At 66.4% G+C, this 14,909-nt stretch carries 11 protein-coding genes and 1 tRNA gene; 4 read left to right on the top strand and 8 right to left on the bottom strand.

The annotated features are described in order from the left end of the window. The 3 genes from ACLQ7E_RS11015 to ACLQ7E_RS11005 form a co-directional block, all read right to left on the bottom strand. A complete protein-coding gene (locus tag ACLQ7E_RS11015) occupies positions 1-933 on the bottom strand; it encodes a sugar ABC transporter permease (RefSeq protein WP_411732619.1) in 933 nt (310 codons plus the stop codon). Continuing rightward, on the bottom strand, positions 933-2,546 hold the full coding sequence (locus ACLQ7E_RS11010) for an ABC transporter permease subunit (protein WP_411732618.1): 1,614 nt from the start codon (positions 2,544-2,546) through the stop codon (positions 933-935). Before ACLQ7E_RS11010 ends, ACLQ7E_RS11015 begins: the two co-directional genes overlap by 1 nt. A gap of 145 nt (positions 2,547-2,691) precedes the next feature. After that, a complete protein-coding gene (locus ACLQ7E_RS11005) occupies positions 2,692-4,011 on the bottom strand; it encodes an extracellular solute-binding protein (RefSeq protein ID WP_411732617.1) in 1,320 nt (439 codons plus the stop codon). Between the two features lie 278 nt (positions 4,012-4,289). Between ACLQ7E_RS11005 and ACLQ7E_RS11000 the strand changes: the two genes are divergently transcribed. From ACLQ7E_RS11000 to ACLQ7E_RS10990, 3 genes are read left to right on the top strand one after another with little or no spacing between them, the layout of a single operon-like run. Then, positions 4,290-6,041: an alpha-amylase family glycosyl hydrolase gene (locus tag ACLQ7E_RS11000; protein ID WP_411732616.1), complete on the top strand. Its 1,752-nt coding sequence runs from the start codon at positions 4,290-4,292 to the stop codon at positions 6,039-6,041. 58 nt (positions 6,042-6,099) lie between these two features. Continuing rightward, complete coding sequence (locus ACLQ7E_RS10995) at positions 6,100-7,131, top strand: LacI family DNA-binding transcriptional regulator (protein ID WP_411732615.1); 1,032 nt, start codon at positions 6,100-6,102, stop codon at positions 7,129-7,131. Positions 7,132-7,183: 52 nt separating this feature from the next. Beyond that, positions 7,184-8,938, top strand: a complete 1,755-nt coding sequence (locus tag ACLQ7E_RS10990) for an alpha-amylase family glycosyl hydrolase (RefSeq protein ID WP_411732614.1) — start codon at positions 7,184-7,186, stop codon at positions 8,936-8,938. Here ACLQ7E_RS10990 and ACLQ7E_RS10985 read toward each other — a convergent pair. Further along, positions 8,935-9,999, bottom strand: a complete 1,065-nt coding sequence (locus ACLQ7E_RS10985; RefSeq protein ID WP_411732613.1) for a FecCD family ABC transporter permease — start codon at positions 9,997-9,999, stop codon at positions 8,935-8,937. The genes ACLQ7E_RS10990 and ACLQ7E_RS10985 overlap by 4 nt on opposite strands. After that, a complete protein-coding gene (locus ACLQ7E_RS10980; RefSeq protein WP_411732612.1) occupies positions 9,996-11,108 on the bottom strand; it encodes an iron chelate uptake ABC transporter family permease subunit in 1,113 nt (370 codons plus the stop codon). The genes ACLQ7E_RS10985 and ACLQ7E_RS10980 overlap by 4 nt, the downstream gene beginning before the upstream one ends. A gap of 110 nt (positions 11,109-11,218) precedes the next feature. Here ACLQ7E_RS10980 and ACLQ7E_RS10975 point away from each other — a divergent pair, with 110 nt between their 5' ends. Then, complete coding sequence (locus ACLQ7E_RS10975) at positions 11,219-12,247, top strand: ABC transporter substrate-binding protein (RefSeq protein ID WP_411732647.1); 1,029 nt, start codon at positions 11,219-11,221, stop codon at positions 12,245-12,247. Positions 12,248-12,577: 330 nt separating this feature from the next. Here ACLQ7E_RS10975 and ACLQ7E_RS10970 read toward each other — a convergent pair. From ACLQ7E_RS10970 to ACLQ7E_RS10960, 3 genes are all read right to left on the bottom strand, one after another. After that, positions 12,578-12,654 (bottom strand) — tRNA-Pro (locus tag ACLQ7E_RS10970). A gap of 71 nt (positions 12,655-12,725) precedes the next feature. Next, entirely contained in the window at positions 12,726-14,108 is a 1,383-nt protein-coding gene (locus ACLQ7E_RS10965; RefSeq protein ID WP_411732611.1) for an FAD-binding oxidoreductase, read from the bottom strand. Positions 14,109-14,178: 70 nt separating this feature from the next. Further along, positions 14,179-14,616, bottom strand: a complete 438-nt coding sequence (locus ACLQ7E_RS10960; protein ID WP_411732610.1) for an SRPBCC domain-containing protein — start codon at positions 14,614-14,616, stop codon at positions 14,179-14,181. Positions 14,617-14,909 lie beyond the last annotated feature (293 nt).

Here is a 14,909-nt window from a genome sequence, read left to right as displayed (position 1 = left end):
CTATCCCTTGACGCCGCCGGCGGTCAGGCCGGAGGTGATGTAGCGCTGCAGGAAGAGGAACAGCGTCATCACCGGAACGGCAGCAAGCACCGCCCCGGCTGCGAAGACTCCCCAGTTCTCGCTGCGCTGCTGGGCCACATAGGAGTACAGTCCCACGGCCAGGGTCTGCGAGTCGGGGTCGGTGAGCACCACCGAGGCGATCACGAACTCGGAGGAAATGCCGATGAAGGCCAGCAGGCCAACGACCGCGAGGATCGGGGTGACCAGCGGCAGGATGATCTTGAAGAACACCTGCACGTGGCTGGCCCCGTCGATGCGCGCGGACTCGTCCAGGGACATCGGGACGGTGTTGAAGAAGCCGTACATCAGGTAGGTGTTCACACCCAGCGCCCCGCCCAGGTAGACCATGATCAACCCGAGCTGGGAGCCGAGCCCGAGGGCGGGAATGATGTCGCCGATGAAGTTCAACAGCAGGAAGATCGCCACCACGGTGAGCAGCTGCGGGAACATCTGCAGCAGCAAGAGGGTCAGCAGCCCGACCCGGCGGCCGGTGAAGCGCATCCGGGAAAACGCGTAGGCCGCCAGCGCGCCGAGGAACACGGTGGCCGCGGAGGTGATCAGGCCGATGACCAGGGTGTTGACGAACCAGCGGCCGAAGGGCCGTTCCTGGTTCGCGAAGAGTGCCTCGAAGTTGCCCCAGCCGAACTCGGTGAACATGGTGCTGGCCCCGGCCATGGTGCCCGTGGGGTTCAGTGCCGCGGAGAGGACATAGAGCAGCGGGAACACGGAGAATGCCGTGGCGGCAATGGCCACCAGGTGGCGCCAGCCCTTGGACTTGAACCAGTGCCCGAACGTGGGTTGGTTTCCCTTGGCCCGCGCGGGCCGGTTTTCGAGCACCGGGGTTTCGGGTGCCTGTGCGATCACGGTGCTCATTAGTTCAGTTCCTCCAGGGCCTTGGTCTTCTTGAAGCTCAGCGCTGACACCACGGCGACGATGATGAAGATCAGGATGGCCAGCGCGCTGGCCAGTCCGTAGTCGCGGCCGGTGCCGGTGCCGAAGGCGATCTTGTAGACCATGGTGATCAGGATGTCGGTGGAGCCGATGTCGAAGGTGGTGCCGTCAAAGCGCGGGCCGCCGCCGGTGAGCATGTAGATGACATTGAAGTTGTTGAAATTGAAGGCGAAGGAGGAGATCAGCAGCGGCGCCAGGGAGACCAGCAGCAGCGGCAGCTTGATGGCGGTGAAGATCTTCCACGCGCCCGCCCCGTCCATGCGGGCGGCCTCGTCAACTTCCTCGGGCAGCGACTGCAGGGCACCGGTGCAAACCAGGAACATGTACGGGTAGCCCAGCCAGAGGTTCACCATGAGCACCGAGATCTTGGCCAGTACCGGGTCGGTGAGCCAGGGGATGTCGGCCCCGCCGAGCAGGGCGTTGTTGACGAACCCGAATTCCGGGTTCAAGAGGCCCGACCAGACGAGCCCGGAAAGGAAGGCGGGGAAGGCGTAGGGAAGAATCATCAGGATCCGATAGATCTTCTGCCCCTTCATGTCCGCCCGGTTGAAGGTGATGGCAAGGAACAGGCCGAGTGCGAAGGTGGTGGCCACCGAGAGGATGGCGAAGGCAAAGGTCCAGGCGATCACCTGCAGCAGCGGGCCCTGGAGGTTCGGGTCGGTGAACGCGCGCTGGAAGTTGTCCAGTCCCACGTTGACCTTCCAGCCGGTGTTCAGCTGCGTGCCGTCCGCGGCGACGAACGACCCGCGGCCGTCATCGGAGTAGGTGACGCCGGTGGCGGTGTCGGTGAAGGTGTCGGCGTTCGCGTCGTACTTGAGCTTGGGGGTGTAGACGTAGGAGGTGGAGCCGTCTGCGGTCTTCAGCGCCCCTTCCTCGGGGTTCTCGCTGATCGGCACCGTGAGCGAGGTGATTTCCTGCTGGTGCGCCAAAAGGGTCGCGAAGTCCAGGGTCGTGTAGCCCTCCACGCCGGTTGCGGCTCCCGTCGCGCCGGTGGCCGAGGGGGTGACGGTTTCCAGGGGCTTGTCGGCGGAGCCGAGCCTTGCCTCGCCCTCGGGCGTGGTGACCAGCAGGAAGTAGCTGCCGTTCTTCTCCAGGACGGAGGTGGGGAATTGCGGGGAATCCGGAACGCGCTCGGAGGCCGAGAGCTGGATGGAGGCGACCGCGTCGGCCTTGGTGGAGTTGTGTCCGTCGCCGTAGTTGGTGAAGGCGATGTAGGTGGAGAAGATCATCACGAAGACCTGGAAGACCAGCAGGAAGATGACACCCGGAGCCAGGTACTTGGCCGGCAGCCCCCCGCGGCGCAGGTAGATCCAGTTGATCACCAGCGTGGTGAGCAGCGAAATCCCGAAGATCAGCCATTCGGCGCTGAGCGCCAGCTGGAAGAGGACGAAGGCGGCCACGGCATCCGTGATGCCCAGCAGGATGATCTTGGCGAGGATGCCGCCGAGGGAATCGGTGCCGCGGCCCGTGGCCCGTGGCTGCTTTCCGTTTCGCCGCGGCAGTGCCGCGCTGGGCTTTTCATCGATTTCAACCATGGGGTCCAACATCTTTCCTTGTGCGATCGACCGCCGACCGGCGATGTGGGTCGGGCCGCGGGGCCCGGATCCGGCTGCGTGAAACCGGTGGTGCGCATCGTGAACGCACCACCGGTTCCCCGCAGCCGGCGTTCAATTCCGTTGGCTACTTGCCGCCGGCAATCTTCTTTTCAATGTTGGCCGTCATCTTCGACCAGGCAGCTGCCGGGTCGGCTTCCTTGCCCTTGATCAGGTTCAGTTCGGTTCCGCCCCAGTCGGCCCAGACGGCATCCATGGCCGGAACGGCAGGCATCGGAACGCCGTTGGCGCCGATCTCGCCGAAGGCCTTGACCACCGGGTCGCTGGCGGCCTTCTCGAAGGACGCGGTCAGTGCCGGCGGACGTCCGCCGACCTTGAACAGCTCGTCCTGCGCGGCCTGCTGCGAGAGGTAGTTGACCACGAATTCGTTGGCAGCCAGGGCATTCTTCGACTTCGAGGAGATGAAGAACCCGTTCACGCCAATGAATGGCTGGGCGGGCTTGTCCCCGGCGGTGGGCAACGGGTCGACGGCGAACTTGATGCCCTTGGCCTCGATGTCCGGGACATTCCACGGGCCCGTGAGGAAGTACGGGGATTCCCCGGCCAGGAACTTCTCTTTGGCGATGTCGCCGGTGATGTTGGAGTTCAGGACCTTTGAGCCCTTGTCGCCGAGGTCCGCCAGAAGCTGGGCGAACTTCTTGCCGCCCTCGTTGTCCAGGGTCAGCTGGCTGGCGTCATAGCTGCCGTCGGCTTTCTGGGCGAAGACCGGTGCCCCGAGGGAGGTCTGCAACGGGTAGAGGTGGTACGGGTCGGCCTGCTTGGGATCGAGTCCGACCAGGAACGGGAACTTGGCATCGCCTGCGGCAACGACCTTCTTGCCCTCGGCGAGAACCTCATCCAGCGTGGTCTTGGCCTCGGGTGCGAGTTTTGTGTTGCGGATCAGCGCCACGTTCTCGATGGAGTACGGGACGCCGTAGGTCTGCCCGTCGTAGGTCATGGCCTTGATGGAGCTTTCGGCAAAAGTCCCCGCCTTGTCGCCGAGCTGCACCGGGGCCACGACGCCGTTTTGCACCAGCTTGCCCAGCCAATCATGCGGACCGACCATGATGTCGGGGCCCTTGCCTGTGGGTGCCTGGGTAATGAAGTCGTCGCGGACGGCGGCGAAGTCCTTGACCACCAGCTTGACGTCGATGCCCTTCTCGGCCTTGAACTTGGCGATGATGTCCTTCAGCGCCGGCGAGCGCTCGGCATCGACCCACATGGTCAGGCTGGCCCCGGTGGCCGGCACGCTGGCCGCGGCGCTGGTGGCTGCCGCACTGCTTGCGGGGGCGGACGCCGGAGCGCCACCGCCGCAGGCTGTCAGTGCCAGTGCCGAGAGCGCACCGACCGCACCCAGGGTAAAGGTGCGGCGCGTGAGACGTGCACCGGGTGTGTTGTTTCCCGTCATGATGGTTCCTCTTTCGAGTGTTGCGCGCCCGGTGATGCCATCGGCGCTGGTGTCGTGGAATTTAGTGTAAACGCTTCCACTGCTGTCGTCCAGATCACAATGAAGAAGTTTTCGCGAGCGACTCGATGACGATACCGAAAGGTGTACAGAATTAGTGGCTTGTATGCGGAAATGCGAAACAAACCGTACCTCCCGCAAAATGCATCCGGACCAGCGATCCGAGAATATCGAGTGAAAACGCTTCCACTTTCGATGGATTCATCGTTATGATTGAGCGCATGTCACAGACCGACGAGCGCCCAGCGACCCCACCAACCCACTTGGAGACCCGGTTCGAGGCCGCGACCCACGCGCCTTCGAACGGCACCGAATGGTGGCGCCGCTCGGTCATTTACCAGATCTATCCGCGCTCCTTCCGCGACACCACGGGCAGCGGCATCGGCGACCTGCCCGGCATCACCGCCGAGCTGCACCACATTGCCTCCCTGGGCGTGGATGCCATCTGGCTTTCCCCGTTCTTCGCCTCCCCGCAAAAGGATGCCGGCTACGACGTCTCCGACTATCGCGCCGTGGACCCGCTCTTCGGATCACTGGAAGACTTCGACGACCTGATCACCGAGGCCAACCGGCTCAAGGTCAAGATCCTGGTGGACATCGTGCCCAACCACTGCTCCAACGAACACGCGCTGTTCCGCGAGGCCCTCGCATCCCCGCGGGGATCGGCGGCCCGGGAGTACTTCATTTTCCGGGACGGGCGCGGAGTGGACGGCCAGTTGCCTCCCAACAACTGGCAGTCCCACTTCGGCGGCTCCGCCTGGACCCGCGTCCCCGACCCGGACGGCAGCCCCGGCCAGTACTACCTGCACCTCTTTGACTCCTCACAGCCCGACTTCAACTGGGACAACCCGGCGGTGGGCGACGAGTTCGCTTCGATCCTGCGCTTCTGGCTGGATCGCGGTGCCGGAGGGTTCCGCGTGGACGTTGCCCACGCGCTGGTCAAGGCCTCCGGGTTGCCCGACTGGCATGGTCGGGCCGACGGCGCCGATACCCCCGGCTACCCCTTTGCCGATGCCCCGATGTTCGGCCAGCCGGCCGTGCACGAGGTCTTCCGCCGCTGGCGGGCCATCTGCGATCAATACGACGGAGAGCGCGTGCTCTGCGCCGAGGCCAATGTGCACCCCATCGAGGCCATGGCCGACTGGGTGCGCCCGGACGAGATGCACCAGTCCTTCAACTTCCCCTTCCTGCACACCAACTGGGACGCCGGGGCGCTGAAGGCCATCATCACCCGCTCGCTGCAGGCCTTTGACGCCGTCGGAGCCCCGAGCACCTGGGTGCTTTCCAACCACGACGTGCCACGCCACGCCACCAGGCTGGGCGCCACCGCGCCTTCGCTGCGCCCCGGGGACGGGCTGGGGCCCGGAGATGCACAGCCCGATCCGGAGCTCGGGCTCGCCCGCGCCCGGGCCGCAACGCTGTTCATGCTGGGGCTTCCGGGCGGCGCCTACCTCTACCAGGGCGAGGAGCTGGGGCTGGGCGACCACACCCTGCTGCCCCACGAATACCGCCAGGATCCCGCCTACGCGCGCACCAACGGCGAGCGCCTGGGCCGCGACGGCTGCCGGGTCCCGCTGCCCTGGAACGACTCGACCCCGTCCCTGGGATTCAGCGACGCCGCCGGCTGGCTGCCGCAGCCCGAAGGCTGGGAATCGGTGTCCCGGCAGGCGCAGGAGGCCGACCCCGACTCCACGCTGTGCTTCTACCGCCGGGCGCTTGAGCTTCGCCGGACCCACGATCTGGGCCTGGGCAACCTAAACTGGGTGGATGGAACCGACGGCGGACAGCTGCTGGGCTTCGGGAATTCCGGGGTGGTGGTCCTGCTGAACCTGGGCTCCGCCCCCGTCCGGCTACCTGCAGGCGAGGTGTTGCTGGCCAGTTCCGCCGCGGCGGTTGCCGGATCGCCGGACGCCGCCTCGGGTCTGTCGCTGAACCCGGATGCGGCCGTGTGGCTGCGCCGGGACACCGCATAGCCTGCCCACGTTTACCCCCCCCCAGCACGACCGCCCGAGGACAAGGAAGCCGCACATCATGGCAAGCATCAAGGACGTGGCACTGCGCGCCGGGGTCTCCGTCGCCACGGTGTCCCGCGCCCTGTCCGGAAACGGCAAGGTCTCAGCGGCCTCCCGCGCGGCCGTCGCCCAGGCCGCCAAGGACCTGGGCTACGTCCTGTCCTACAACGCCTCCTCCCTGGCCTCGGGGCGCAGCCGCAACATCGGCATCGTGATGCCCACTGTCTCACGCTGGTACTACGCCAACGTGTTGCAGGGGGCCACGCAGGAACTCAACGACCGCGGCTACGACCTGACCCTGTACAACACCAGTGGCGAACAGCGGCACCGCGACGCGGTCTTCCAGGACCTGCTCATGCGCCAGCGCCTCGACGCAGTCATCACCGTCACGCTGAAGCTCACCGCACCCGAGCTGCACCAGCTGCGCTCGGTGGGCAAGCCGCTGGTCGCCCTGGGCGGGCTGCTTCCCGAGGTCCAGACCATCCGGGTCGATGACTTCAACATCGCCTCGCTGGCCACCGAACACCTCGTCTCCCTGGGGCACACCGACATCGCCTTCCTGGGTGGCGCCGACGTGTTCAACGTGGACTTCAAGCTGCCCGGCGCGCGCCTGGACGGGTTCGAATACGCCCTGGACCAGGCGGATATCGCGGTGAACCCGCAGTGGCTGCTGGATGCCGACTTCACCATGGCAGGGGCCTACCAAAAGGTCCGCAGCCTGCTGTCCAACCCGCGCGGGCGTCCCACCGCACTGCTCTGCGCCTCCGACGAGATGGCGTTCGGCGCCATCATGGCCGCCCGGGACCTGGGGCTCTCGCTGCCAGGGGACTTCTCGGTGATCGGCATCGACGGGCACGAACTCGGCGAGCTCTTCGGGTTGACCACCATTGCCCAGCACCCCGCCGCACAGGGCGAGGCCGCGGTCGCCCGCATCATGGAGCTGCTCGGCGAGGGCGCGGCGGACGGGCCTGGCGGCACCCCGCCGGCCGACGAATTCTTCCCCACCGAATTCGTGCTGCGCACCTCCACCGCGCCTCCGGCCACCGGGTAACGCACTGCCACGGCCCCACCGATTTCACCGTCGAATAGATAGGCTTGAAACCATGTCGCTACCCGTGGACGCCGCCAGCGCGTCGGATTCCCAGAACGAAGCCGTTTCGCCCTATGCGTTGCAGCCGGTGCTGCACGAGCCCTCGGCGGGCGACCAATGGTGGCGCCGCGCGGTGATCTACCAGATCTACCCGCGCTCCTTCAAGGATTCCACCGGGTCCGGCATGGGCGACCTGGCGGGCATCACCGCCGAACTGCCCCGGATCGCCACCCTGGGCGTGGATGCCATCTGGCTCTCCCCCTTCTTCCCCTCCCCGCAAAAGGACGCCGGCTATGACGTCTCGGACTACCGGGGCGTGGATCCGCTCTTCGGCACCATGGACGATGCGAAGACGCTGATCAGCACCGCCAAGTCCTTCGGCATCCGCATCATCATCGACATCGTCCCCAACCACTGCTCCAACGAGCACGCCTTGTTCAAGGCCGCCCTGGCCGCGGAGCCGGGCTCGGCCGAGCGCGCCATGTTCCACTTTGCCGACGGCAGCGGCGAGGGCGGGAACACCCCGCCGAACAACTGGTTCTCGCTCTTCGGCGGCTCGGGCTGGACCCGCGTACCTGCCGCGGACGGAACCCCCGGCCAGTACTACTTCCACCTCTTTGACGCGACCCAGCCCGACTTCAACTGGCGCAACCCCGCGGTCCAAGAGGAGTTCGAAAAGACGCTGCGCTTCTGGCTGGACGCCGGCGCCGGGGGTTTCCGGATCGACGTCGCCCACGCCATGTTCAAGAAGCACGGGATGCCCAACTGGGGCGGGGCACCGGATGGCACCCCGCGGCCGGGCTTCCCCTTCGCCGAGGCGCCCATGTTCGGCCAGCCGGAGCTGCACCAGGTCTTCGCCCGGTGGCGGGAAATCTGCGAGGAGTACCCCGGGGAACCGGTGCTCTGCTCGGAGGCCAACGTGCGCCCGCTGACGCGCCTGGCCGACTGGGTGGCCCCGGGCCAGATGCACCAGTCCTTCAACTTCGATTACCTGCGCACCCTGTGGGACCGCGACGCGCTGGCAGGGGTCATCGGCGACTCGCTGGAAGCCTTCGACACCGTGGACGCGCCCACCACCTGGGTGCTGTCGAACCACGATGTCTCCCGCCACGCCACGCGCTTCGGACTCGACGGCGTGGCCCTGGATCTGGGCGACGGGATCGGCCCGCGGGACCCGCAGCCCGACACCACGCTGGGTCTGGCCCGGGCGCGCGCCGCCACGGTGTTCATGCTCGGGTTGCCGGGAGGTGCCTACCTCTACCAGGGCGAGGAGCTGGGCCTCGGCGACCACACCACGCTGGAGGATCGGTACCGCCAGGACCCCACGTTCCTGCGCAGCAACGGGGAGCGCACCGGGCGCGACGGCTGCCGCGTTCCCATCCCCTGGGTGCACGATGCCCCGGCCTACGGTTTCTCCCCCACCGGGGACACCTGGCTGCCGCAGCCCGGGAACTGGGCAGCATTCTCCCGCGATCTGCAGGACGATGACCCGGCCTCCACGCTGAACCTCTACCGCAAGGCGCTGGCCCTGCGCAGCGAGTTGGGGCTGGGCCTGGGTTCGCTGGCCTTCTTTGCCAATCCCGGGCTGCCCGAGGTACTGGCCATCCGCAATTCGGACACCATCATTGTCCTGAACCTCTCCGGCGCCCCCGTGCCGCTGCCCGCGGGAGATCCGTTGCTCTTCTCGGATGCCAACGGCGCGAAGCTGGCCGCGATGGGCATGCTGGGCGCCAACGCGGCCGCCTGGCTGCGCGCCACCGACGGCTAGGTCCGGTTGGCCGCACGCCCCTCGCGGGCCAACAGCCAGATCAGGTAGACGCCGCCGATGCTCACCGTCACCACGCCCACCGGCAACTGCACCGGGGCGAAGATGCGCTGGGCCACCAGGTCGCTGGCCACGAGCAACAGCGCGCCCATACAGGCGGCAGGGACCAGGCGCATGCCCGAGGCCCGGTTCAGCCGCTTGGCCAGCTGCGGCGCCACCAGGGCCACGAAGGCGATGGGCCCGGCGATCGCGGTGGTGGCCGCGGTCAGCAACACCGCCAGGACGATCATCGTGAGACGGGTGGGCTCGACGTGCACGCCCAGCGCCGTCGCGGTGTCGTCCCCCATCTCCAGCATGTTCAGCTTCGGGCCGCCGGCCAGGGTGAGTGCAAGGATCGGGACGATGGCGATCAGCGCCGGGATGAGCACGGGCCAGCCGACCCCGTTGAGGGTTCCGGCTCCCCAGACCGCCGCGGCCATGGCCACCTCGATCTCCGCGCGCAGCACCAGCCACTGGTTCAGGGCCGCGAGCATCGCGGAGATGCCGATGCCGACCAGGATCAGCCGGAAGCCGTGGGAGCCGCGCCGCCAGGCCAGGAAGTACACTGCAACCGCGGTCAGCAGGCCGCCGGCAAGCGCCCCCAGCGAGGTCGCCAGGAAGCTGCCGCCCACCAGGGTCAGGGCCAGCAGGGCACCGGTGTAGGCGCCGGTGGAAAAGCCGATGATGTCGGGCGAGCCCAACGGGTTGCGCGTCAGCGACTGGAACACCGCACCCGCCACGCCCAGCGCTGCGCCGAAGGCCAGCGCCGCCACGGCGCGCGGGGCACGCCACTGGAACACAATGGTGCTCTCCAGCCCTTCCCCGCCTCCGAGGATGACGTTGATGACCTTGCCCGGGCCCATGGGGTAGTCGCCGCTGCCGACCACCAGCAGCGCGAACAGCACGGCCAGGGATGCGAGCAGCAGGCACAGCGCGGCTTCGCGGCCCAATCGCCGGGCCCTGCCGGGCACCTTGACCAACGTGTTGCCGGCCTTGGCCACCTGGGTCTTGGCCTCGGTGCTCATACCGCCACCGGCTTCCTGCGGCGGGCCAGCATGATCAGCACCGGGGCGCCCACGAAGGCGCAGACCACCCCGGCCTCCAATTCACCGGGAATGATGACCCGGCCCAGCACATCGGCGACAAGCAGGATGATCGGGGCCAGCACCGCGGTGTAGGCAAGCATCCAGCGGGCGTCGGGGCCGGAGAAGCGGCGGGCCAGGTGCGGGGCCATCAGGCCCAGGAAGCTGATTGCGCCCACCGCGGCGGTTGCGGCGCCTGCGAGCACGGTGACGGCAAGCAGGATCAGCACGCGGGCCCGTCCCACCTTGTAGCCCAGGGCCAGGGCCGTGTCGTCCCCCAGCGCCAGGGCGTTCAGCGAGCGGCCGGTGAAGGCCGCCAGCACGAAGCCGGTAAGCACGGCGATTCCCAGCGGGGCCAGGACCTCGGCGGAGCGCCCCTCGAGTGAGCCGATGGTCCAGGCGCGCAACTGGTCGAAGGCCCCGGGATGTACAAGGGCCAGTGCGGTGCCGATGCCGGAAAGCACCGCCCCAAGCGCCACCCCTGCAAGCACCAGGCGGACTGGGTCGTTGGAGCGCGCCCCTGACATCCCGACCAGGTACACGGCGCCGGTGGCAAGCACCGCACCGCCAAAGGCAAACCAGACGTAGCCGCTGAAGCCGTTCACCCCGAAGGTGCCCACGGCAATGACGATGGCCAGCGAGGCGCCGGCATTCACGCCGAGGATGCCCGGCTCGGCCAGCGCGTTTCGGGTCATGGATTGGACCAGCGCCCCGGCAATGCCCAGGGCGCTTCCGGCCAGGATGCCCAGGATCGCCCGCGGGAGTCGCGAGTCGCGGATGATGGCGTGGTCCGCCGAGTCGTTCGGGGCCAGTAGCGCGTCCACGACCACGGAGAGCTCGATGTGCTTGGATCCGACTGCCAGGGAAAAGAGCGCCAACAGCGCCAGCAATAATCCGAAACACAGCAAAAGTGCCGTGCGGCGCGCAAGGGCGCCCGGAATCCTGGCCGGCGACAGCGATCCCATGGCCGCCGGCGAGCCACCAATGACGGCTTTTTCGAGGCTGGCTTGGCTGTTTTCGGGGTTCGCCGCAGCGGGGGTGGGACTGGCCACGAATGATCTCCTTAGCTTCGAACCGTTCCACACTACCGCGTCGGAATCCCCCTTCGAACTACGTCGCTTAGGCACGGGCAACATCAATACGCTACATTTGCGTAGTGAAATTGAATTCCTCGAGCCGCAGGCCCCGCTTCGGCGCCGCCAAGGCAGCAGCCGCACTACTCCTGATCGCACTGACCGCGGGCTGTGCAGCCGGCGGCGCCACCGACACCGCGGCGGGCAACTCCGACGTCGCCGTGGGCGGGGAGCGCTTCTCCACCGCGGACGAGGCGACCGCCAAGTTCGGCGCCAACGTCTCCCCGGGAGTCTTCCCGCGCACCCTGAACCATGCCAACGGAGAGACCGAGATCGCCAAGAAGCCCGAGCGCGTCGTGGTTCTGGACACCGGCGAACTCGATGCCGTGCTCTCCCTGGGCATCACCCCGGTCGGCATCCCCTCCACCGAGGGTGCCAACTCGATCCCCAGCTACCTGGCCGAGGCGGTCAAGGACGCAAAGACCGTGGGCACCATCCAGGAGCTGAACCTCGAGGCCGTTGCCGCGCTGAAGCCGGATTTGATCGTCGGCTCGCAGCTGCGCGCCGACAAGCTCTACCCGCAGCTTTCGCAGATCGCCCCGACCGTCTTCTCCATCCGCCCGGGCTACCCGTGGAAGGAAAACTTCCGCCTTGCAGCTGCCGCGCTCGGTGAGGAGACCAAGGCCGTCGAGGTGCTCAACGCCTACCAGGACAAGGCCACCGCACTGGGCAAGGACGTCACGGGAGATCCCAAGATCTCCTTGCTGCGCTTCATGCCCGAGAAGATCCGCCTCTACGGCAACGCCTCGCTGATCGGTGTGATCCTCGACGATGCAGGCCTCTCCCGCCCGGAGAACCAGGACATCGATGACCTGGCCAAGGAGATCTCCGCGGAGAACCTCGCCGAGGCGGATTCGGACTGGATCTTCTACACCTCCTACGGAACCCCCGAGGCCACCGGCGAGAAGGCAGCACTCGAGGGCCCGATCTGGAGCAAGCTCGAGGCCGTCAAGGCAGGCAAAGTGCAGCGCGTGAACGACGACGTCTGGTTCCTGGGCCTGGGCCCGACCGGTGCATCGTTGGTTCTTGAGGACCTGCGCGGCTACCTGGTCAAGTAACCCGACCAACGTATAGATTCGCTGATTTGTCTGGGGCCCGGCCGATGCCGGGCCCCACACTTGCTTAAGCGACAGGGAACACGATGCGCACTGGTGGCTTATGGGATGAGACGGAAGACGTGTCCGTGACAGGCCTTCCGCCCCAGGACTGGCACTGCAGAACGGGGCTTCTTATACCCTTGGGCCATTAACAAATGGATCTGGAAATTCAAAGCACTGTGATTTATGTGAATCTCGACTGAAACACAATGGCAAAAAGGCGAGCTCGGAAACTGTGCCTTAAATGGGACGAGCCCCGCAGGAAACCGAAGTTTCTTGCGGGGCTCACATTGGTCGGGATAACAGGATTTGAACCTGCGACCTCGTCGTCCCGAACGACGCGCGCTACCAAGCTGCGCCATATCCCGGTGTTGTACCAACGAATAAAAAGTTTACCGACTTTTCACTCCAACACCTAATCGGGGCAGGGGGTTCTGCGTCACAAGATCGCCTTGCCGGGGTTCAGGATGCCCTGAGGGTCGAAAACCGCTTTGATCTTGCGCTGCAGCTCAAGCACCTCCTCGGACTGTTCCCAGGCCAGCCAGTCGCGCTTGGCGGTGCCCACGCCGTGCTCGCCGGTGATGGTGCCGCCAACCTCCAGGGCTGCACGGATGGATTCCTCCAGGGCGGCATCAAGCCGCGCCACGCCCTCCGCGCCGTCGTCCGGGTCGACCCAGAACGTCGGGTGCAGGTTGCCGTCCCCGGCATGGGCGACGATGCGCACCATGACATTGTTCCGACCGGCGATCCGGTCAAGCGATCCCATGTAATCGACCATGGCCGATCGCGGCACCGCGATGTCCTCCCCCACCCGGTACTTGTCGTCCTGCCCGTCCCCGCGGCTGGCCCGTCGCATCTCGATCAACCGCACGGCTTCCTCGTCATTCGGCCGGCTAACCTGCGCGCCGAGGCCCTCAAGGGCCGAACGCACGATGCCTGCCTCGATTTCGCCGCCATGGCCGTCCGTGCGGACCAACAACATGGCGCCGCCCCGGGCGCTGAGGTCCGAGCCGTAGGCGGCATCCAGGACGCGCATGGTGCCGATATCCATCAGCTCCAGGATCGCCGGCTGCACACGAACCCCGGCGATGGCCACCACTCCGGCGGCCGCCTGGGCGACGTCGGTGAACACCGCGGCGATCGAACAGGTCTTTTCGCTGAGGTAGCGCAACCGCACGGTGACGGAGACGACCACGCCAAGGGTCCCCTCCGAGCCCACCAACAGCGAGGTCAGGTCGTAGCCGGCGACGCCCTTGAAGGTGTTCCGTCCGGTGCTGATCAGGGTGCCATCGGCCAAGACGACGTCCAGGCCCAGGACCGAGTCCGTGGTGACCCCGTACTTGGCGCAGCGCAGCCCGCCGGCGTTGGTGGCTACATTGCCGCCAATCGTCGATTGTTGGTAGCTGGCGGGGTCCGGTGCGTACATGAGCCCATGCTTGGCAACGGACCTGTTCAGAGTCGCATTGATGACACCAGGCTGGACCACCGCCACTTCGTCCTCGGGACGGATCTCCAGGATCCGGTCCATGCGTTCGAGGGAGAGCACGATGCAGCGTGCGGTAGCGTGGGCGCCACCTGAGACGCCCGTGCCGGCCCCACGAGGCACGACCTTCACTCCGGCCGCCGAGGCCAGCCGCAGAGCCGCCTGGACGTCTTCCACGCGCTCGGCAAAGACAACGGCCAAGGGCAGCTGGTGGTCAACGATCTTTCCGAAGTCATGGCTATGGGACAACAGCACCTTGGGGTCGGTGGATACTGCCCCCTCACCGATGTGCAGGATCAGATCATCAATCAGTGCCGAGTCTGCGGGTTCGAGGCTCATGCCACCCTTTCGAAGCATTCTTGATATGGCTGTGCCGTGAACAGGCCACGGCAGTGATGGTCTATGGGGTCTAGCGGTCGGGCCGGCTTTTGGCTCCCATGAAGCGAGCATAGTAGTCAAGGATCTCTGGCCACTGTGTGTAATGCTCGAATTGCTCCTGGCCGACCTGTCCGGAGCCCCAGCCGTCATGCGTCAGGACAAGCTCGGTGCCGCTCCCCTGCTCATGGAACTCAAGGCTCACATGGGTGGGCGGGGCCGTTTCCATGCCCAGGGTGAATTCCAGGACGATGGTCTGCGGTGAATCAAGATGCACGATCTTGCCCCAGAGATGGTGCTCGCCGTCTTCAGATTCCTCGAGCAGGCTCCCCCGCTCAAAAGTGACGTGGCTGCCCGGGCCGAAGTGTGAAAATTTACCTACCGGCCACCACAAGTGGATGTATTCCGAGAAGCCTTCAAAGGCTTGATCCGCAGACACCGGGACGTTGACCGTGTGCCGGTGTTCCGGCAATCGGTAATCGTTTTGGGAGCCAGGCTCGTTGGCCGATGCCGCGTGTGAGAATAGTCCGTCCATCCCTCCACACTAACGGCTCCGGCCACGAAGGGGGCCTGCGAGACATTCGGGAGTGGCGCGGCGACGCGGGCGCTTGACGACCCGTGATCGTTGACCAGAAAGTGGGGTTAAACATCGGAACCCCCAAACACAGTGTGCTTGGGGGTTCCGGGACATTTATGTCCGGCGGTGACCTACTCTCCCACACCCTCCCGAGTGCAGTACCATCGGCGCAGTGGGTCTTAGCTTCC

Origin of the sequence: Paeniglutamicibacter sp. (assembly GCF_046714615.1) — a bacterium.
GTDB lineage: Bacteria > Actinomycetota > Actinomycetes > Actinomycetales > Micrococcaceae > Paeniglutamicibacter.
Note: the sequence above shows the minus strand (reverse complement) of the source record. Positions and strands in the feature narration are given on the sequence as shown.

Bases quoted from the DNA above. Each gene is read 5' to 3' on its own strand.
- ACLQ7E_RS10990 (WP_411732614.1), top strand. From the start codon at position 7,184: ATGTCGCTACCCGTGGACGCCGCCAGCGCGTCGGATTCCCAGAACGAA.
- ACLQ7E_RS11005 (WP_411732617.1), bottom strand. From the start codon at position 4,011: ATGACGGGAAACAACACACCCGGTGCACGTCTCACGCGCCGCACCTTT.
- ACLQ7E_RS11010 (WP_411732618.1), bottom strand. From the start codon at position 2,546: ATGGTTGAAATCGATGAAAAGCCCAGCGCGGCACTGCCGCGGCGAAAC.
- ACLQ7E_RS11015 (WP_411732619.1), bottom strand. From the start codon at position 933: ATGAGCACCGTGATCGCACAGGCACCCGAAACCCCGGTGCTCGAAAAC.
- ACLQ7E_RS10965 (WP_411732611.1), bottom strand. From the start codon at position 14,108: ATGAGCCTCGAACCCGCAGACTCGGCACTGATTGATGATCTGATCCTG.
- ACLQ7E_RS11000 (WP_411732616.1), top strand. From the start codon at position 4,290: ATGTCACAGACCGACGAGCGCCCAGCGACCCCACCAACCCACTTGGAG.
- ACLQ7E_RS10995 (WP_411732615.1), top strand. From the start codon at position 6,100: ATGGCAAGCATCAAGGACGTGGCACTGCGCGCCGGGGTCTCCGTCGCC.
- ACLQ7E_RS10985 (WP_411732613.1), bottom strand. From the start codon at position 9,999: ATGAGCACCGAGGCCAAGACCCAGGTGGCCAAGGCCGGCAACACGTTG.